This is a genomic window from Flavihumibacter sp. UBA7668 (genome assembly GCF_002483205.1).
GTDB lineage: Bacteria > Bacteroidota > Bacteroidia > Chitinophagales > Chitinophagaceae > Flavihumibacter.
The window spans coordinates 450,182-467,954 of sequence record NZ_DLHM01000004.1; the positions used below are offsets into that span (position 1 = coordinate 450,182).

A 17,773-nucleotide genomic window follows, 5' to 3' on the forward strand; every position below is an offset into this window, starting at 1 on the left:
GCATATGAAACGTAGACAAGCCGTTTCAACGATGGCCGTACTTGTTGGCGGATCCATGGTTGGTTCACAGTTATTTCTTACGGGTTGTAAGCAGACAGATAAAAAAGCGAGTCCCACTGATTTTACTGCAGAGGAATTGGCTTTACTGGATGAAGTGGGTGAAACCATTATTCCTACAACAGATACACCTGGTGCCAAAGCTGCACAAATTGGTGCCTTTATGAAAATTATGGTAACCGATTGTTATGATGCTCCGGCTCAAAAAGTATTTGTGGATGGAATCGCCAGTCTGGAAGCTGCCAGTGACAAAAAATTTGGAAAAGGATTTATGGCATTGGAGCCTGCACAAAGGAAGGAGTTATTGATTGAACTGGATAAGGAACAACGGGAATACCAGCAGAATAAAAAGGAGGGGGAACCGAATCATTATTTCAAAATGATGAAAGATCTAACCCTACAGGGATATTTTACGTCTGAAATTGGGGCAACAAAGGCATTACGATATGAAGCGGTGCCTGGGAAATATGAAGGATGTGTTCCTTATAAGAAAGGAGATAAAGCCTGGGCGACATAGGGAAGTGAAAGGTGAAAGGTGAAAGGTGAAAGGTGAGAAGTGAAAAAAAACCCGTCGGTAAAGCCGACGGGTTTTTTTATTTATGCTTCTGAACCACCTTCTATTGGGGTGGTACTGTTTTCTTGAGCTGGTGCTTCCATTACTGGAGCTGCCGGTGCTGGAGCTGGAGCTTCCTTTTTACGGGGTTTGCGGCTTACTTTTTTAGGAGCTGCCTTTTTTACTGCTTTTTTTGGTGCGGCTTTCTTAGCGGCTTTTTTGGCGGCCTTTTTAGGAGCGGCTTTCTTAGCTGCCTTTTTAGGAGCTGCTTTTTTTGCTGCTTTCTTAGGTGCGGCCTTTTTGGCTGCTTTTTTTGGAGCTGCTTTTTTTACGGCTTTTTTAGCTGCTTTTTTAGCTGCCTTTTTTGGGGCTGCTTTTTTGGCTACTGCTTTTTTCAGTGCTTTTTTGGCTGCTTTTTTTGGAGCCGCTTTTTTAGCTGTTTTCTTAGGAGCGGCTTTTTTTGCTGCTTTTTTAGGGGCTGCTTTTTTTGCAACCGGTTTTTTTACTGCCTTTTTGGCCGGCGATTTTTTTGCGGCCTTCTTTTTTGTGGGCATATCAGTTCGAAATTTTGAGTGAATAATGGGTTAACAAGAAAGATTTCTAAATTTACATCCCTTGAGCATATCTACCAATATGTCAGTGACTTTTATGTGGATATTTTTTAAAAGGTGGATATATTTCTGTTGAAATCAGGTAAATCCAACATTTTTTAGGGCTTATTAAACAAGGTTTCGAATTTCCGGGAGATTACTTACCTTTGCGTCCCAAATTGGGATTTTTGGCATTTGACGCATAACATTTTTAACATACAACAATGGCAGACTTAAGATTTCAAAGAAACTTTGGTATTGCGGCCCACATCGACGCCGGTAAAACCACCACAACAGAGCGTATTCTGCGCTACACAGGTATGATTCACAGAATCGGTGAAGTGCACGATGGTGCAGCTACTACCGACTGGATGGAACAGGAGAAGGAGAGAGGTATTACCATCACTTCTGCTGCCGTAAGCTGCCAGTGGAATTTTCCGACCGATAAAGGAACGCAAACTGCTGATTCCAAAAAATATTCTTTCAATATTATTGATACTCCGGGGCACGTTGATTTTACTGTAGAAGTTGAACGTTCCATGCGGGTACTGGACGGTTTGATCGCATTATTCAGTGCAGTTGATGGTGTTGAACCACAATCTGAAACAGTTTGGCGTCAGGCGAACCGTTATCGTGTACCAAGGATCGGTTTTGTAAATAAAATGGATCGTTCCGGTGCCGACTTCCTGAATGTTGTTAAGCAGGTTAAAGAAATGCTGGGTGCCAAAGCGGTTCCTCTGCAACTTCCAATCGGAGCTGAAGACAATTTCAAGGGCGTGGTGGATCTTATCAAAATGAAAGGTATCATCTGGCATGCTGAAACAGAAGGAATGACCTTCGATGAAATTGAAGTGCCTGCTGATATGATGGAGGATGCCATTGAGTGGAGAGCCAGCCTGGTTGAAGCGGTTGCAGAATATGATGATACGCTGATGGAAAAATTCTTTGAAGATCCCAATTCCATTACTGAAGCGGAGATGCATGAAGCAATCCGGAAAGCAACCATCGATCTGAGCATTGTTCCGATGATGTGTGGTTCTTCCTTCAAAAACAAAGGGGTACAAACGGCGCTGGATGCGGTATGTCGTTACCTGCCAAGTCCGGTTGATATCGATGCTATTCAGGGAACTCATCCTGAAACTGGCGAAACCATTACACGTAAACCGGATGCAAAAGAACCATTTGCTGCATTGGCTTTCAAAATCATGACCGATCCTTTCGTTGGTCGTCTGGCCTTCTTCCGGGCATATTCCGGTCACCTCGATGCAGGTTCCTATGTATTGAACGTACGCAGTGGTAAGAAAGAGCGGATCAGCCGAATCATGAAAATGTTTGCCAACAAGCAGAATCCGATTGATTTTATTGAAGCAGGTGATATTGGAGCAGCAGTTGGTTTCAAGGAAATTAAAACCGGTGATACACTGTGTGATGAAAACCATCCGATAACGCTGGAGAATATGTTTATTCCAGAGCCGGTTATTGCGGTTGCAGTTGAACCTAAAACGCAGGCTGATGTTGATAAAATGGGTATGGCAATTGCCAAACTGGTGGAAGAAGATCCAACGCTGCGGGTAAATACCGATGAAGAAACTGGTCAGACCATCCTTCGTGGAATGGGTGAATTACACCTTGAAATCATCATCGACCGGATGCGTCGTGAATTTAAAGTGGAAGTGAATCAGGGTAATCCTCAGGTTGCATATAAAGAAGCCTTCTCCGGTAAAGTTGAGCATCGCGAAACACTGAAAAAACAAACGGGTGGTCGCGGTAAGTTCGCTGATATTTATTTTGAACTGAGTGCTGCTGATGAAGAATTCATTGCAGCTAATCCTGGTAAAGGATTCCAGTTTGTGAACGATATCTTTGGAGGATCAATTCCAAAAGAATTCATCACTCCGATTCAAAAAGGTTTTGAATCAGCCATGTCAACTGGTGTTTTGGCAGGTTATCCTGTTGTGAGCATGAAAGTGCGCATTTTCGATGGTAGCTTCCACGCAGTTGACTCGGATGCAATGTCCTTTGAATTGTGCGCAAAGCAGGGATTCCGTGAGGCAGCCCGTAAAGCGAAACCAGTATTGTTGGAGCCAATCATGAAAGTGGAAGTGGTAACTCCTGATCAGTACATGGGGGATGTTACCGGTGACCTTAACCGCCGTCGTGGTATGATGGAAGGAATGGACAGCCGTAACAATGCACAGGTAATTAAAGCAAAAGTTCCATTGAGTGAAATGTTCGGATATGTAACGCAATTGCGTTCCCTTTCTTCCGGTCGTGCTTCCTCAACCATGGAATTCTCTCACTATGCTCCTGCACCTAACAATATTGCAGAAGAAGTGATTGCCAAGATAAAAGGAAAAGTAAACGCTTAATACAGAAACCGGCTTCGGCCGGTTTTTTTATTATCTTTTTATAATATGCATCATAGTTGCATAAATAAACATACCTTCCCCTCTTGACAATGTGGTTAGTTCTGGTCTACTTTTATGATCTCTTACCAGATCATCCTCAGAATCCATTTCCGGAAGAATCCCAGAAGCATCTATTAAACAGTTCCGTACCAAGCATCCTTCCAAAGCCATATCGAATAGCATTTTTTTAACCTAAACCTGGCTATATGGCTATTAATTTTACATGCCCGTCAATGGCTGCTGATTCTGGCAGTCAACAATCACCGAAAATCGGTTTATCACTTCACAAAGTCCGCAGTTTTATTCTCCTGGTGCTTGCCCTCTTTATTGGACTTGGCCCTGTTGCAGCCCAATACGGACAGGGTAACAGTAATCAGCTGGATACTGATTATGAGTGGGGATTTGACCGTATGCACAAGAAGTGGCATAAATACAAAAAAGACAGAAAGAAAAACAAGTTTAAGTGGAATGTGTACAATCCCAGTAAGCCTGAATTGTATTATAGTTTTACACAGGAGTTTTATGGTAATACCAGAGAAAATTCCTGTACGCCCAATGGCTCAAACATGAGTTCACTCGAAATCATGGATATGAGTATGGGGAACATGTATTATCAGACGCTGTTTTTTGGTTATCTGGAAACAGAAAAATATTTCTATGCCTACCAGAGTGAAGCTGCCAAACTGCAGAAGATGTTACCTGGAAAGGGAAAAAATGCGCTGGTAGATGGTATCTACAGTGTTGATTGGAATACACCGGTGAAAAATGGTAAAATCAATAATTCCTTATTGGCTGAAACTATTACACTGGCACTTAACATGAACCTTACGCCGGATCGTGTTTTGGAGGATTTCCCATTGGAAGCAGGACGTTATCTGGTAACACAGGCAAGAGACCCGCGCTCATCCTGTAGCAAACCCAGAATGCTCGACTGTGGATGGAACGGAAATTCAAAGAAAGCCATTGATTCCTGGCGTATTCCGTCCAATGTGGTGAATGCATTGGGTGAAGACAAAACTGTATGGGGATTATTTTGCCTGGCAGGTTTTACCCTTACTGGTCGTCCTATACCAGAAGGAGTTAGCCTGAAAGATATTGAAGAAGCAGTTGAAGCAATAAATGAAGCCTTTCATGAGGGGCGTTATTTTATTGGCTGGTCAGACAGAAATGTTAACTGTGCCAATTACTGGTACTATAAATGGACGGCAGCCTTCTATCAGTGGTATGGTGGTGGATATGGTTCAGGTATCAATACCGATGATGCTGTAGCGAAAGCATTACCTGAGATAACAGCAACAGAAGTGAAAGCATTCCCCAACCCGTTTGTTGATCGTGTTAACTTCCAGATCAAAGCGAAGGCTGATGGTCAGGTACTGGTTGAAGTATATAATGTAGCCGGACAAAGACTGGAAATGTTGTATAATGGCAGCCTGCGCAAAGGAGAAACGAAAAACCTGGTATATGTGCCAAGAATGGGAGGAACAGAAACAATCATTTACAAAGTGACTGCAAATGGTTCTACTTATTCCGGAAAACTGATTAAACGGCAGAACTAAAGCATATCAATATGCGAAAAGAAGTTGCCACCGGCAACTTCTTTTTCAGTTTTATATTTATGCAATATAGTTGCATAAATATTTAGGTTCCTGTCTCTTGACAATATGCCTTCTTTAGTACTACTTTTACAGCATCCTTCCAATCTTCCTTTCAAAGACTCCTACGTTTACAATCTGACCTTCCTGGTTAATCCCCGTACCCAAGATCCCCGTAAAGCCAGTTGAGTATTTATTCCGTTACACCAATTGTACCGACATGGCCCCTAAACTATTCCCCAAACGCAGCATTCTATTTGTATTGCTGACTTCAGCCAGCATTTTGTTTGGCAATCTTACCTTCTCCCAAACCAATCAGGATTATTCTGTTCATAGTATCAGATCTTCCAGTCATAAAGCTTCCTGGACGATGACCGGAAGTACGGCAGAAATTATCATGAACAGCTACGACCTGGCAATTCGTGATGGAGAAACCATTTTATTGAAAACTTATTTGCCTGATCAATATGCTGCCATGCCTGCAGGGTCAATTGCAGGCAATCAGCATTCGCAGCAAGAGATCGTTCTTCGTTCCAGAAGAGGCACTGAATTGTTGCGATTGCAATCAGGTCAATTGATAACATTACAAGCACTATTATTAGGAAAAATTCATGACCAGACTTTCTTTACCAATGTGGTAATGAAAGAGTCTGCGGATGCCGGAATGATTGAGATGAACCGTTCTCTGGTAAAGCAATTACTGGCACTTGAACTAAATCGTTCAATAAAAGGAAATGCTATACTCAATGATTTTCGGCTGGATTTCGGAAACTGGCTGGTGACACAGCAGTTGAAGCCTGCAGAGGCGGGATCTGCATCTTCTTTATCCCCCTGTGGTGTTGGGGTGGATTCAAGAGTAGTTTATTCCTGGAAATTTCCTGTTTCACTAAAGAATTTGCTTGGAGAGGAAAACACCGTGCAAGCTTTGAATGACCTTGTTGTAGAAGTATTAGCGGGTAATAAGATAGTTACAAAAAGCCAGTTAAGCGATTTGGTTGATGCATTGCGAATTATAAACGAAGCATTTGAAAAAGGCAGATGTATGATAGGATGGAGCCAGCATTTTATAACCTGTTCAAATAGCTGGATAATGCGTTGGAAAATGCTTACTCCCGGGCTTGAATTACCGATAGATGAAAAAAATTATACAACCAGAGCCCGCCTTTTGCAGGAAAAAAATGGAACTTTTTTACAGATAACTGCCAACATAAATTCCCGGGTTCTGGTTGAATTATATTCCGAAAAAGGAAGCAGAATTGAAAAATATTATCACAGCCAGTTAGCGGAAGGCGAAACCCTTCGTTTTGAAGTTAAGCATCCTGCAAATGCGGAACGGCTTGTGTATAAAGTTACTGCTGATGGACGAACCTATTCGGGCCTGATTCCCTAACTTCAGGGCCCAATAGATTAAAGCCATGCGAATAGTTTTACTTATCTCCGCTTTATTTGTTTCCTATTTTGTTACTGCCCAGGGTGGGATCCATTGGACACCTGATGGCAGCGGATATTTCAGCCGGGAGAAAGATGCGATCCGGTATCATTCCCTTTCTGGTGGAAAAGACTCTGTTTTTCTTTCTGCAGCTCAATTAACTCCCGCCGGAGCAACTGCACCACTCGCGTTAAAATCCTGGTCATTGTCTGAACTGCAGGATAAGGTGTTGTTATTCACCAACGCAAAAAAAGTTTGGCGCTATGAAACCCGGGGAGACTATTATGTATATGACCGAAGCAGGCAACAACTTAAAAAAACCGGTAATGGATTGCCTCCCTCCAGTCAGCAATTCGCCAAAATTTCGCCGGATGGAAAAAAACTGGCATATGTCAGTGCATACAACCTGTATGTAGAAGACTTACAAACCGGGCAGATTCAGGCATTGACAAAGGATGGCAACCGTAAACGAATCAATGGAACATTTGACTGGGCTTATGAAGAAGAGTTTTTTTGCAGAGATGGATTTCGCTGGAGTCCGGATAGCAGGAAGATTGCTTTCTGGCAAATTAATGCAGGCATTACCAGAGACTATCTGATGCTCAATACTACCGATTCAATCTATCCAAAAGTGATTCCTGTAGAATATCCTGTTGCAGGTGAAAAACCTTCAACGTTTAGAATCGGAGTAATAGAACTGGAAAATAATCAGATCAACTGGATGAAGATGGAGGATGATCCGATCTGGGGATCTTATTTACCAAGAATGGAATGGGCTGCCAATTCATCAGAACTGGTTATGCAACACCTCGACCGGAAGCAACAGGTATCTACACTATTTCTTGCCAACGCACTAACAGGAACAGCAACACCCATTTTTGTTGAAAAGGATAGTGCCTGGATTGATATTCTTCCTTCCTGGGACCAGGACTACACCAATGGCGGCTGGGATTGGATAAAAAAGGGGGGGGCTTTTTTATGGGCTTCTGAAAAAGATGGATGGCGTCATCTGTATTCTATAAGCAGGGATGGCAAATCGATTCAGCTGATTACAAAAGGAGCATTTGATGTAATGGATATTGCAGCAATTGATGAAAAAGGCAATTATCTGTATTTTATCGCAAGTCCGGCCAATGCCACCCAACGCTATCTTTACCGCAGTCGCCTGGATGGAAAAGGGGAAGCAGAGCGGGTTAGTCCGGCGAATCAGACAGGCACACATTACTATGATATTTCACCGGGTGCGAGATTTGCCCAGCACAGTTTCTCCAATCATTATATTCAACCTGTTCAGGAAATTATTCAATTGAAAAATCACGAAGCGGTAGCCGGAACCAAATCAATTAATGAGATTATAAATAAAACAAATCCCAAGACGGGGCCGGTTGAGTTTTTTACGATACGCACCAGTGATGGAATAGAAATGGATGGCTGGATTGCAAAACCTTCCGATTTCGATTCCTCCAAAAAATATCCGGTAGTTTTTTATGTTTATACGGAGCCATGGGGACAAACAGCAAAGGATGAATTTGGTGCCGGGTATAATCATTTGTATAAAGGGAATATGCTGGAAGACGGATACATCTATATTAGCATGGATAACCGCGGTACACCAGTACCGAAAGGTCGATCCTGGCGAAAATCAGTATACAGGAAAATAGGTTTGGTTAATATACGGGATCAGGCAATGGCAGCAAAGGAGATTCTTAAATGGTCCTTTATTGATCCGGAACGGGTAGCGGTATGGGGTTGGAGTGGTGGTGGCTCGGCCACACTGAATCTTCTTTTTCAGTATCCTGAAATATATAAAACCGGAATTTCAGTGGCGGCTGTGGGTAATCAGTTGACCTATGATAATATTTACCAGGAACGTTATATGGGATTGCCGCAGGAAAACCTGCAGGATTTCATAAATGGATCACCTATTACCTATGCCAAAAATCTGAGGGGACATCTCCTGTATATCCATGGAACCGGAGATGATAATGTACATTACAATAATGCGGAGATGCTGATCAATGCGTTAATTAAATACAATCGGCAATTCCAGCTGATGAGTTATCCCAATCGTTCGCATAGTATTTCGGAAGGAGAGGGTACCTTCGAACATCTTAGTCAGTTATATACTTCGTTCCTAAAAACGCATTGTCCCCCTGGAGCAAAATGAATCAGTCTACTTTAACTGAAAAAGAAAATTTGCCTTCTTTGGATGGTTTCAGGGGACTGGCAATTTTACTGGTCATTTGTTACCATTTCGAAATAATTGATAGCTGGGGATGGATGGGGGTGGATTTATTTTTTGTGTTATCAGGGTTCTTGATTTCAAAATCATTGTCGCAGGGTCCATTGAATAAGGAGCACCTGATTCGTTTTTTTAGAAATCGTATCCTGCGGATTGTACCAGCAACTTACCTGAGTTTATTTTTGTTTTTTCTGCTGGTTCCATTATTTAAATTCGGAGCAGAATCGGAATCCTTTCAAATTTTGAAGCGTAACCAGTTTTATTACTGGGCATTTCAAACTGATATCTGGTATGCGTTGGATGGGTTTCCCGCTATGGTTTTCCTGTTGCCCCTTTGGTCTTTGGGCGTAGAAGCGAAATTTTATGTATTGTGGCCTTTGTTTTTTTGGATGCTAAAGCCGGTTACCGATCGGGGAAAATGGATCTTTTTGGGTTTGATACTTCTTGTTTCAATTATTTTTCGCAGTTATGCCCAATATTGGTTTCCATCATTCGAAAATGTTTTTCGGTATGTATTCTTTTTATGCCGGATGGATGCTTTTGCCATTGGTACAGGAATCTACTTTATTTCCAGGCAAGGCTGGTTTGGCATTGACAGGAGGTGGTGGGGCGTTTTAGCAGCAATCATTTACGTCTATTTTTTAAGCTTATTTTTATCAGGAAATTGGAATGGACACTATTCAAGTAATTGGGTTTCATTTACCGGATTTACGTTGATTGCGATAGGTTGGGCTGCATTGATAGCATTCATTCTCCAGTCATCCAACTTTTGTAGTCGGTTTTTTCAATCAAAATGGTTGATTTGGCTGGGAAAATATTCCTATGGAATCTATGTCTTTCATTACCCCATCTGGTTACTGATTCACAAAACGAACCTGCCAGTTTACTTATTCCTTCCGTTGGCCATATTGGGTACGCTGCTGGTCGGATTTCTAAGTTTCAGATTGGTGGAAAGGCCGTTTCTGAGTAGGAAGAAATGAGGCTGTTTCCCAAACATTATAAGTAATTTTCCTGCTTATGGATCCAGTCACCGGAATAATGGCCGTTTCACTCGGCATTTCGCTAAGTGCCTGCTGTGGGTTTCGGGTATTCCTTCCTTTGTTGGTGGTGAGTATCGCGATGAAAGCTGGTTGGATACCGGCAGATTCAAGTGAAACATGGATCGGAACCTGGCCGGCAATTGTAAGCTTTGGAATTGCTTCTTTGCTGGAAATTCTGGCCTATTATATTCCGTTTATTGATAATGTATTGGATACGATTGCGACCCCGCTGGCAATTGGGGCGGGCAGTTTGCTGGCAACCAGTTTTTTACCGGTTGGGGACTGGGATCCGATGTTCAGATGGGGGCTGGGTATCCTAACCGGCGGTGGAATAGCAGGAACAATCCAGCTTGGAACAAGTGCATTACGGCTGGTTTCTACCAAAACAACAGCGGGTACCGGTAATTCAATTCTGGCAACGGGGGAGCATCTGGCAGCGGGAATCGGCTCGGTTACGGCACTGTTTATACCGGTAGTAATGGCTGTTATATGCCTTGGATTGGTCTTTTTTTTGATTTATCGGCTACTAGTTCGCTCCAAACGGTAAAATAGTTCGAAAAAACTTTTGCAGATTATAAAATGACCGTTACCTTTGCACTCCCAATTCAATTTTTGGATAATAGGTATGTCACAGCGAATCAGAATCAAATTACAGTCTTACGATCACAATCTGGTGGACAAATCTGCTGAGAAGATCGTTAAAACAGTACGTAGCACGGGAGCAGTAGTAACCGGACCTATTCCTCTGCCTACGCAGAAGAAAATTTTTACCGTACTGCGTTCCCCTCACGTAAACAAGAAAGCCCGTGAGCAGTTCCAGCTTTGTACGCATAAGCGTTTGTTGGATATCTATACATCTTCTTCCCGTACGGTAGATGCGTTGAGTAAGCTCGACCTTCCATCCGGGGTAGAAGTTGAAATCAAGGCATGACGGCCGGCTGTTTAAAGACAGCAACCGAAAAAAAGCTTTAAAAGCACTTAGTTCTTATAAATAACTGCCCTAACTCTCAATCCGCCACTGGCGGAGAAAAGAGCGCTGGGGTTGGATGAAAAGGCAAATCCTTTGGAAATCCTTTATCATTCAATAATTAGTAAAAGTAAATATGAACAAGCCGTTCAGGGTTTGTTTACTACTGGTACTTCTAAAAACCGCCGAAGCTTTAGCGTAGGCGGTCTGCCTTCGCTAAAGCTTCGGCAGATAAAAACAGAAAAGGTCAGTAGCAAACGGGGATTGAAGTCCATCCACCACCATTCCAGCAGGTCTGGAAAGTCAACTGTGTATCAGTTGTTTTGGGTGGATTGTCCTTTTAACCATGCGGCACAAATGGTAACTTAAATGAAAGGAATTATTGGAAAAAAAATTGGGATGACCAGCATCTTCAGTCCCGATGGCAAGCAAACTGCTTGTACCATCATCGAAGCTGGTCCATGTGTCGTGACCCAGGTTAAAACAAAAGAAACCGACGGGTACAATGCAGTCCAACTCGCATTCGGCGATAAGAAAGAGAAGCACACAACAAAAGCCGAAGCAAATCACTTCTCCAAGGCACAAACAGCTGCCAAACGTTTCGTTACAGAATTTCGCGATTATTCAATAGAGAAAGCACTTGGTGAAACCATTACTGCAGAAATTTTCGCAGAAGGCGAAAAAGTTGATGTTGTGGGTAATACCAAAGGTAAAGGTTTCCAGGGTGTTGTAAAGCGTCATGGATTCAGTGGGGTAGGTGAAGCTTCCCATGGTCAGCACGATCGTCAACGTGCGCCAGGTTCTCTTGGTAACTCTTCTGATGCATCCCGTGTAATGAAGGGTATGCGCATGGCCGGTCGCATGGGAAATGACCGTGTGAAAATGAAAGGCCTGCAAATTCTGAAAGTATTTCCTGAAAAGAATTATATACTGGTGAGTGGTTCAGTTCCTGGCCACAATGGTTCCATTGTTTTTATCCAGAAATAAACCATTTAATCTGAAGTACGATGCAAGTAGATGTTTTAAATATACAAGGACAGAAGACCGGAAGAACCATTGAGTTACCGGAAGAGATCTTCGGGATTGAACCCAATGATCACGTAATCTACCTCTCTGTAAAGCAATACCTGGCAGCACAACGCCAGGGTACACATAAGGTAAAGACCCGTATGGAGGTTAAAGGTGCCAGCCGCAAATTGCACAAACAAAAAGGTACCGGTGGTTCCCGTAAAGGAAATATCCGTAACCCTTTGTACAAAGGTGGTGGTACTATTTTCGGGCCAAAACCCCGCGATTACAGTTTTAAACTGAATCGTAAGGTGAAAGATCTGGCAAAAATGTCTGCGCTGGCTTACAAAGCAAAAGAAAGTGCTATTGTAATCCTGGAAGATGTTAAGCTGGAAACTCCAAAGACCAAAACATTCACCGGAATTTTGAAGGCATTGAATATTGCTGATAAAAAGGCATTGTACATCCTTCCTGAAGACGGAGATAACCTGTATCTGAGTATTCGTAATATTCCATCCGTGAATGCTACCCTGCTCAGCGATATGAATACCTATGATATAGTGAATTCACAGGTTCTGGTACTGAGTGAAAGTGCTGCCAAAGTTTTTACTGAAGCAGAGGTTGAAGAAAACGCTTAATAATTACATTCTAAATAGAAAGAAATGAAACTTTCTGAAGTTTTGATAAAACCCATCCTCACGGAGAAAGCAAATGCCCAGCAGGAAAGTCTGCGTCGCTTTGCGTTCAAAGTTGCAAGGAAGGCCAACAAACTGGAAATCAAAAAGGCCATTGAAACCTTTTATGGTGTTACAGTGGTAGATGTTAATACTGCCGTGATTCCTGGTAAAAATAAAACCCGCTTTACCAAAGCCGGATTTATTCAGGGTCGTAAGTCTGCTTACAAAAAAGCGCTGATAACCGTTGCTGAAGGTGAAACCATTGATCTGTACGGGGCGGTTTAGGAAGAAGTGAAAGGTGAGAGGTGAAAGGTGAAAGCCTGAAACTGGAGCACTCTAACTGAAAAAACAATTATTAAAGTAGTGCGACGCTGAAAAGTTCGCAGCAAAAAATAAGAAGATGGCATTAAGAAAGTATAAACCAATGACAGCAGGTACGCGCTGGAGAATTGGAAACGCGTATGCTGAAATTACTACCAATGAGCCGGAAAAGAGCCTGGTAGAAAAGAAAGGTGGAACCGGTGGCCGTAATGCTCAGGGACGCAGAAGTATGCGTTACATTGGTGGCGGTCATGCTAAAATGTATCGTCTGGTAGATTTCAAACGTAACAAAAAGGATATTCCTGCAAAAGTTGCGTCTATTGAATATGATCCAAACCGCACCACATTCATCGCATTATTGAATTATGCGGATGGTGAAAAACGTTATATCCTGGCTCCTCAGGGCTTACAGGTTGGTGCTGAGGTAATCAGTGGTGATTCAGTAGCTCCTGAATTAGGGAATGCGCTGATGCTGAAAAATATGCCGCTTGGTACGGTAGTACACAATATTGAAATGCAGCCTGGTCAGGGTGGAAAGATTGCACGTAGTGCTGGTACATCTGCCCAGTTGAGCAATAAAGAAGAGCGTTACGCTGTATTGAAAATGCCTTCCGGAGAGTTAAGAAAGGTATTGATCAATTGTTATGCAACTGTTGGAGTAGCATCAAACAGTGATCATAACCTGCAGAGCATGGGTAAGGCTGGTAGAAATCGTTGGAAGGGTATCAAGCCAAGAAACCGTGGTGTTGCGATGAACCCTGTAGATCACCCGATGGGTGGTGGTGAAGGCCGTGCATCAGGCGGACATCCGAGAAGCAGAACAGGTAAATATGCAAAAGGTCTGAAAACCCGTAAGCATAAAGGCTCTGATAAACTGATTATCCAACGCAAGAACGGTAAGAAGTTAGCCAATAAATAATCTACAATCATCAATCAGCATTCTAAAATTTAGATATGGCTCGTTCAATTAAAAAAGGTCCTTACGTAGACGTAAAACTGGAGCAGAAGGTGATGAATATGATCGAAGGCAAATCCAAGAAAGGTGTTATCAAAACCTGGAGCCGTCGTTCTACCATTACACCTGATTTCGTTGGTCACACTTTTGCGGTGCACAATGGTAACAAATTCATTCCGGTATATGTAACGGAGTTTATGGTAGGTCATAAGTTAGGTGAATTTGCACCTACCCGTAACTTCAAGGGACACTCAAGCAAAAAAATGTAATTAATTAATCCCGCCGAAGCCCAGGCGCAAGCGGGAGATAGAATCTTATAAAAAATGGAAGCAGTAGCTAAACTGAAAAATTACCCCACATCGCCCAGAAAGATGCGTTTATTAGCTGACCTGGTTCGTGGCATGGAAGTAGAAAAGGCGCTGGCTGTGTTAGAGCACAATGCCAAGCATCCCGCTGTTCCTTTGCGCAAACTGGTAGTAAGTGCGATCAGCAACTGGAAGCAGTCAAATGAAGGTGGTGATGAGACCCAACTGGTTGTAAAAACCATTTTTGTTGACGGCGCAAGAACGCTTAAGCGTATGCGTCCGGCTCCTCAGGGTCGTGGTTATCGTGTTCGCAAACGTAGCAATCACGTAACTGTAGTTGTAGATACTAAATAATCAATCGTATAAACTTAATATACCAAACAAATGGGTCAGAAAACAAATCCTATTGGTGCAAGGTTGGGAATCATCCGCGGTTGGGAAAGCAACTGGTTTGGCAGTAAAAAAGACTACTCAACCAAGTTGATTGAGGATCATAAGATCCGTACCTACCTGATGGCGCGTATTAACAAAGGAGGAATCTCTAAAATTGTTATTGAGCGTACCCTTGGTAAGTTGATCATTACAATTCATACTTCCAAGCCTGGTATCATCATAGGAAAAGGTGGTAATGAGGTGGATCGTATCAAGGAAGAATTGAAGAAACTGACTGGGAAGGATGATGTTCAGATTAATATTCTGGAGATTCGTCGTCCGGAGCTGGATGCCAACATCGTTGGAGATACCATCGCTAAACAGATCGAAAACCGGATCAACTACAAACGTGCTATCAAGATGGCCATTGCATCCGCTTTGCGTATGGGTGCTGAAGGTATCAAGGTGAAAGTAAGTGGTCGTTTGGGTGGTGCTGAAATTGCCCGTTCTGAAGAAATCAAACAAGGTCGTACGCCGTTGCATACCCTGCGTATGGATATAGATTATGCCAATGTATTTGCCCTGACTGTTTATGGTAAAATTGGTATCAAAGTATGGATCTGTAAAGGTGAAGTACTGGCAAAACGTGACCTGAATCCGAATATAATCAGTGGAAAAGAAGGTGGACCGATGGGTGATCGTCGGGAAGGCCGTGGCGGTGATGATCGTCGTGGTGGCGGCGATCGTGGTGGAGACAGAAGAGGTGGTGGAGGTGGAGGCCGTGGAGGCGACCGCCGCAGAGGCTAGGGAATTGTGAAGTGTGTAGTTGGAAGTTAGAAGGTATCAGATTTAAGAACATTGACAAATTAATATAAGAGATGTTACAGCCAAAAAGAACCAAGCACAGGAAGATGCAGAAAATGCCTGTGAAAGGTAATGCAAAACGTGGCACCAGTCTGTCATTTGGCTCCTTCGGTTTGAAGGCATTGGAAACAGTGTGGATGACCGATCGCCAGATTGAAAGTGCCCGTCAGGCAATGACCCGTTCCATGAAAAGGGAAGGGAATGTCTGGATCCGCATTTTTCCTGATAAAATAGTTACCAAAAAGCCCGCTGAAGTAAGGATGGGTAAAGGTAAAGGTAACCCTGATCATTGGGCTGCTGTAGTAAAGCCCGGTCGTATTCTGTTTGAGTGCGATGGTGTATCTGAAGAAACTGCCAAAGCCGCTATGGAACTGGCTGCTCAGAAGTTACCAATTAAAACAAAGTTTGTAATTCGTCGTGAATTACAGTCTTAAGCTAATAACAACAAAATCGACCATACGATGTCAAAGAAGACCACAGATTTCGTAGCCAACCTGAAAGACATGAGTTTGGCTGATCTCAAGGCTCGCATCCAGGAAGATGAACTGCGTCTGAAGAAGCTGGAGTTCGCTCATGCGATCACTCCACTGGAGAATCCGATGAGTATTCGTTCACTTCGCAGGGATATTTCCCGCCTGAAAACGGAATTAACCAAAAAACTGGCCACTGCCTGATTGGGTAGTCCAGGTGTATTCAAAAAGCGAATAAGCTAAAAAAGATAACAATGGCTGAAAGAAATTTGCGTAAAACAAGGATTGGTGTAGTAACCAGCAACAAAATGGAAAAGACCGTTACTGTTGCAGTGGAAAGAAAGGTGAAACACCCCATCTACGGTAAGTTCGTAAAAAAGACCACTAAATTCCATGCACACGACGAGAAAAACGAGTGCAGCATTGGTGATATGGTCCGGATTATGGAAACCCGTCCACTCAGCAAAACAAAACGCTGGAGAATGGTGGAGATCGTAGAGAAAGTGAAGTAATCCCTCTGTTTTACATTACTAATTGAATAAATTAATTAAAGATGATTCAGCAAGAAAGCAGACTGAATGTAGCTGATAACAGTGGAGCCAAGGAAGTGCTGGTTATTCGCGTGTTGGGAAACAGCGGACAGGACTATGCCCGGATTGGTGACAAGATTGTTGTAACTGTTAAAGATGCCATTCCTGCAGGAGGTATTAAAAAAGGTACTGTAACCAAAGCGGTAATTGTTCGTACCAAGAACAAATTGCGCCGGAAAGACGGTTCGTATATCCGCTTTGATGACAATGCCGTGGTATTGTTAAACAACTCGGATGAACCTCGTGGTACGCGTATTTTCGGACCTGTTGCAAGAGAACTGCGCGACAAGGGATATATGAAGATTATTTCTCTTGCTCCGGAAGTATTATAATCGTACCTTTGCGCCCCGATTGGGGCACGGGCACCAAACAATAGTGATAAACTAGATAAACAGAATCTACATGAGCACAAGATTCAAAGCGAAATACAACATTAAAAAGGGCGACACGGTGGTGGTTATTACCGGCGACGACAAAGACCTGAAAAAACCACGCAAGGTTTTGGAAGTTATGGTTGACGAAGGCCGTGTAATAGTGGAAGGGGTGAATATTATCACCAAACACACTAAACCTTCTGCCCAGAATACCAAAGGTGGTATTGTAAAGAAGGAAGCTGCCATCAATATCTCCAACATTATGTTGTGGGATGCTAAAGCTGGTGCCGCAACTAAAGTTAAGCGTACCCGTGAAGCCGGTAAATTAGTTCGTGTTGCTAAAAAATCAGGGGAGGTAATTAAGTAATGAGTACCGTTAAATATACTCCGCGTCTGGCAGACAAGTACAAGAAAGAAGTTGTACCTGCCTTAATGAAGAAGTTTGGCTATGGCACTATCATGCAGGCGCCAAAACTTACCAAAATCTGTCTGAACCGTGGCGTTAATGGCGCTGTGGCCGACAAGAAGCTGGTTGACATTGCAGTAGAAGAGCTGTCTACCATTACTGGTCAGAAAGCAGTTGCTACCATGTCCAAAAAAGATATTTCGAATTTCAAACTGCGTAAGAACATGCCCATTGGTGCTCGTGTTACGCTGCGTGGTGAGAAAATGTATGAATTCCTGGATCGTTTGATTTCCGTATCACTTCCCCGTGTACGTGACTTTAAAGGTATCAGTGAAAAAGCTTTTGACGGCCGTGGTAATTATACCCTGGGTGTTACTGAGCAAATCATTTTCCCTGAAATCGATATTGATAAGGTGAATAAGATTACAGGTTTGGATATTACGTTTGTTACAACAGCCAATACGAATGAAGAAGCGTATGAATTGTTGAAGGAAATGGGAATGCCTTTCCGTAATATCAGAAAAGGCGAAAACGCACAATAAAGAATACTTTT

22 protein-coding genes are annotated in these 17,773 nt (G+C 42.8%); 21 read left to right on the forward strand and 1 reads right to left on the reverse strand.

Features of this window, described 5'->3' with window-relative positions; translation table 11 throughout:
• Positions 1 to 4: 4 nt before the first annotated feature.
• On the forward strand, positions 5 to 574 hold the full coding sequence (locus tag B2746_RS10035) for a gluconate 2-dehydrogenase subunit 3 family protein (RefSeq protein ID WP_290792944.1): 570 nt from the start codon (positions 5 to 7) through the stop codon (positions 572 to 574).
• A gap of 80 nt (positions 575 to 654) precedes the next feature.
• Here the strand turns inward: B2746_RS10035 and B2746_RS10040 are convergent, their stop codons facing one another.
• Positions 655 to 1,164 (reverse strand): hypothetical protein, encoded by a 510-nt coding sequence (locus tag B2746_RS10040; RefSeq protein ID WP_290792947.1) that lies wholly within the window; start codon positions 1,162 to 1,164, stop codon positions 655 to 657.
• A gap of 260 nt (positions 1,165 to 1,424) precedes the next feature.
• On the opposite strand from B2746_RS10040, the gene fusA reads away from it, so the two are divergent.
• The 20 genes from fusA to rplE all read left to right on the forward strand — a co-directional run bounded on the left by fusA (position 1,425) and on the right by rplE (position 17,762).
• Positions 1,425 to 3,569 carry an elongation factor G gene (gene fusA, locus B2746_RS10045; RefSeq protein WP_290792952.1) on the forward strand — a complete coding sequence of 715 codons (2,145 nt, stop codon included), beginning with the start codon at positions 1,425 to 1,427 and terminating at the stop codon, positions 3,567 to 3,569.
• 245 nt (positions 3,570 to 3,814) lie between these two features.
• Positions 3,815 to 5,164: a T9SS type A sorting domain-containing protein gene (locus B2746_RS10050; protein ID WP_290792954.1), complete on the forward strand. Its 1,350-nt coding sequence runs from the start codon at positions 3,815 to 3,817 to the stop codon at positions 5,162 to 5,164.
• A gap of 256 nt (positions 5,165 to 5,420) precedes the next feature.
• On the forward strand, positions 5,421 to 6,590 hold the full coding sequence (locus B2746_RS10055; RefSeq protein WP_290792957.1) for a hypothetical protein: 1,170 nt from the start codon (positions 5,421 to 5,423) through the stop codon (positions 6,588 to 6,590).
• A 25-nt stretch (positions 6,591 to 6,615) separates the two neighbouring features.
• A complete protein-coding gene (locus tag B2746_RS10060) occupies positions 6,616 to 8,796 on the forward strand; it encodes a S9 family peptidase (RefSeq protein ID WP_290792960.1) in 2,181 nt (726 codons plus the stop codon).
• Positions 8,793 to 9,851 (forward strand): acyltransferase family protein, encoded by a 1,059-nt coding sequence (locus tag B2746_RS10065; protein ID WP_290792963.1) that lies wholly within the window; start codon positions 8,793 to 8,795, stop codon positions 9,849 to 9,851. Before B2746_RS10060 ends, B2746_RS10065 begins: the two co-directional genes overlap by 4 nt.
• 37 nt (positions 9,852 to 9,888) lie before the next feature.
• The gene (locus B2746_RS10070; RefSeq protein ID WP_290792966.1) at positions 9,889 to 10,458 is read left to right on the forward strand and encodes a DUF4126 domain-containing protein; all 570 of its coding nucleotides are present in this window, start codon (positions 9,889 to 9,891) and stop codon (positions 10,456 to 10,458) included.
• Between the two features lie 78 nt (positions 10,459 to 10,536).
• Positions 10,537 to 10,842: a 30S ribosomal protein S10 gene (gene rpsJ, locus B2746_RS10075; protein WP_039142986.1), complete on the forward strand. Its 306-nt coding sequence runs from the start codon at positions 10,537 to 10,539 to the stop codon at positions 10,840 to 10,842.
• A 405-nt stretch (positions 10,843 to 11,247) separates the two neighbouring features.
• Entirely contained in the window at positions 11,248 to 11,865 is a 618-nt protein-coding gene (gene rplC, locus B2746_RS10080) for a 50S ribosomal protein L3 (RefSeq protein ID WP_290792969.1), read from the forward strand.
• Between the two features lie 20 nt (positions 11,866 to 11,885).
• Positions 11,886 to 12,524, forward strand: a complete 639-nt coding sequence (gene rplD, locus B2746_RS10085) for a 50S ribosomal protein L4 (RefSeq protein ID WP_290792972.1) — start codon at positions 11,886 to 11,888, stop codon at positions 12,522 to 12,524.
• Positions 12,525 to 12,548: 24 nt separating this feature from the next.
• On the forward strand, positions 12,549 to 12,848 hold the full coding sequence (gene rplW / locus B2746_RS10090; RefSeq protein WP_290792976.1) for a 50S ribosomal protein L23: 300 nt from the start codon (positions 12,549 to 12,551) through the stop codon (positions 12,846 to 12,848).
• A gap of 115 nt (positions 12,849 to 12,963) precedes the next feature.
• The gene (gene rplB, locus B2746_RS10095) at positions 12,964 to 13,803 is read left to right on the forward strand and encodes a 50S ribosomal protein L2 (protein WP_290792979.1); all 840 of its coding nucleotides are present in this window, start codon (positions 12,964 to 12,966) and stop codon (positions 13,801 to 13,803) included.
• Positions 13,804 to 13,838: 35 nt separating this feature from the next.
• Positions 13,839 to 14,108: a 30S ribosomal protein S19 gene (rpsS, locus tag B2746_RS10100; protein ID WP_290792982.1), complete on the forward strand. Its 270-nt coding sequence runs from the start codon at positions 13,839 to 13,841 to the stop codon at positions 14,106 to 14,108.
• A gap of 54 nt (positions 14,109 to 14,162) precedes the next feature.
• The gene (rplV, locus tag B2746_RS10105; protein ID WP_290792985.1) at positions 14,163 to 14,498 is read left to right on the forward strand and encodes a 50S ribosomal protein L22; all 336 of its coding nucleotides are present in this window, start codon (positions 14,163 to 14,165) and stop codon (positions 14,496 to 14,498) included.
• A gap of 30 nt (positions 14,499 to 14,528) precedes the next feature.
• Positions 14,529 to 15,323 carry a 30S ribosomal protein S3 gene (gene rpsC, locus B2746_RS10110; protein ID WP_349680611.1) on the forward strand — a complete coding sequence of 265 codons (795 nt, stop codon included), beginning with the start codon at positions 14,529 to 14,531 and terminating at the stop codon, positions 15,321 to 15,323.
• A gap of 71 nt (positions 15,324 to 15,394) precedes the next feature.
• Entirely contained in the window at positions 15,395 to 15,814 is a 420-nt protein-coding gene (gene rplP / locus B2746_RS10115) for a 50S ribosomal protein L16 (protein WP_290792988.1), read from the forward strand.
• Positions 15,815 to 15,841: 27 nt separating this feature from the next.
• Positions 15,842 to 16,054: a 50S ribosomal protein L29 gene (rpmC, locus tag B2746_RS10120; RefSeq protein ID WP_290792991.1), complete on the forward strand. Its 213-nt coding sequence runs from the start codon at positions 15,842 to 15,844 to the stop codon at positions 16,052 to 16,054.
• 50 nt (positions 16,055 to 16,104) lie between these two features.
• Positions 16,105 to 16,362: a 30S ribosomal protein S17 gene (gene rpsQ, locus B2746_RS10125; RefSeq protein ID WP_290792994.1), complete on the forward strand. Its 258-nt coding sequence runs from the start codon at positions 16,105 to 16,107 to the stop codon at positions 16,360 to 16,362.
• A 41-nt stretch (positions 16,363 to 16,403) separates the two neighbouring features.
• Complete coding sequence (gene rplN / locus B2746_RS10130) at positions 16,404 to 16,772, forward strand: 50S ribosomal protein L14 (protein ID WP_039132458.1); 369 nt, start codon at positions 16,404 to 16,406, stop codon at positions 16,770 to 16,772.
• Positions 16,773 to 16,842: 70 nt separating this feature from the next.
• The gene (gene rplX / locus B2746_RS10135) at positions 16,843 to 17,181 is read left to right on the forward strand and encodes a 50S ribosomal protein L24 (RefSeq protein WP_290793000.1); all 339 of its coding nucleotides are present in this window, start codon (positions 16,843 to 16,845) and stop codon (positions 17,179 to 17,181) included.
• Positions 17,181 to 17,762: a 50S ribosomal protein L5 gene (rplE, locus tag B2746_RS10140; RefSeq protein ID WP_290793003.1), complete on the forward strand. Its 582-nt coding sequence runs from the start codon at positions 17,181 to 17,183 to the stop codon at positions 17,760 to 17,762. The genes rplX and rplE overlap by 1 nt, the downstream gene beginning before the upstream one ends.
• Positions 17,763 to 17,773: the final 11 nt, after the last annotated feature.

Bases quoted from the DNA above. Each gene is read 5' to 3' on its own strand.
- B2746_RS10035 (WP_290792944.1), top strand. From the start codon at position 5: ATGAAACGTAGACAAGCCGTTTCAACGATGGCCGTACTTGTTGGCGGA.
- B2746_RS10040 (WP_290792947.1), bottom strand. From the start codon at position 1,164: ATGCCCACAAAAAAGAAGGCCGCAAAAAAATCGCCGGCCAAAAAGGCA.
- fusA (WP_290792952.1), top strand. From the start codon at position 1,425: ATGGCAGACTTAAGATTTCAAAGAAACTTTGGTATTGCGGCCCACATC.
- B2746_RS10050 (WP_290792954.1), top strand. From the start codon at position 3,815: ATGGCTATTAATTTTACATGCCCGTCAATGGCTGCTGATTCTGGCAGT.
- B2746_RS10055 (WP_290792957.1), top strand. From the start codon at position 5,421: ATGGCCCCTAAACTATTCCCCAAACGCAGCATTCTATTTGTATTGCTG.
- B2746_RS10060 (WP_290792960.1), top strand. From the start codon at position 6,616: ATGCGAATAGTTTTACTTATCTCCGCTTTATTTGTTTCCTATTTTGTT.
- B2746_RS10065 (WP_290792963.1), top strand. From the start codon at position 8,793: ATGAATCAGTCTACTTTAACTGAAAAAGAAAATTTGCCTTCTTTGGAT.
- B2746_RS10070 (WP_290792966.1), top strand. From the start codon at position 9,889: ATGGATCCAGTCACCGGAATAATGGCCGTTTCACTCGGCATTTCGCTA.
- rpsJ (WP_039142986.1), top strand. From the start codon at position 10,537: ATGTCACAGCGAATCAGAATCAAATTACAGTCTTACGATCACAATCTG.
- rplC (WP_290792969.1), top strand. From the start codon at position 11,248: ATGAAAGGAATTATTGGAAAAAAAATTGGGATGACCAGCATCTTCAGT.
- rplD (WP_290792972.1), top strand. From the start codon at position 11,886: ATGCAAGTAGATGTTTTAAATATACAAGGACAGAAGACCGGAAGAACC.
- rplW (WP_290792976.1), top strand. From the start codon at position 12,549: ATGAAACTTTCTGAAGTTTTGATAAAACCCATCCTCACGGAGAAAGCA.
- rplB (WP_290792979.1), top strand. From the start codon at position 12,964: ATGGCATTAAGAAAGTATAAACCAATGACAGCAGGTACGCGCTGGAGA.
- rpsS (WP_290792982.1), top strand. From the start codon at position 13,839: ATGGCTCGTTCAATTAAAAAAGGTCCTTACGTAGACGTAAAACTGGAG.
- rplV (WP_290792985.1), top strand. From the start codon at position 14,163: ATGGAAGCAGTAGCTAAACTGAAAAATTACCCCACATCGCCCAGAAAG.
- rpsC (WP_349680611.1), top strand. From the start codon at position 14,529: ATGGGTCAGAAAACAAATCCTATTGGTGCAAGGTTGGGAATCATCCGC.
- rplP (WP_290792988.1), top strand. From the start codon at position 15,395: ATGTTACAGCCAAAAAGAACCAAGCACAGGAAGATGCAGAAAATGCCT.
- rpmC (WP_290792991.1), top strand. From the start codon at position 15,842: ATGTCAAAGAAGACCACAGATTTCGTAGCCAACCTGAAAGACATGAGT.
- rpsQ (WP_290792994.1), top strand. From the start codon at position 16,105: ATGGCTGAAAGAAATTTGCGTAAAACAAGGATTGGTGTAGTAACCAGC.
- rplN (WP_039132458.1), top strand. From the start codon at position 16,404: ATGATTCAGCAAGAAAGCAGACTGAATGTAGCTGATAACAGTGGAGCC.
- rplX (WP_290793000.1), top strand. From the start codon at position 16,843: ATGAGCACAAGATTCAAAGCGAAATACAACATTAAAAAGGGCGACACG.
- rplE (WP_290793003.1), top strand. From the start codon at position 17,181: ATGAGTACCGTTAAATATACTCCGCGTCTGGCAGACAAGTACAAGAAA.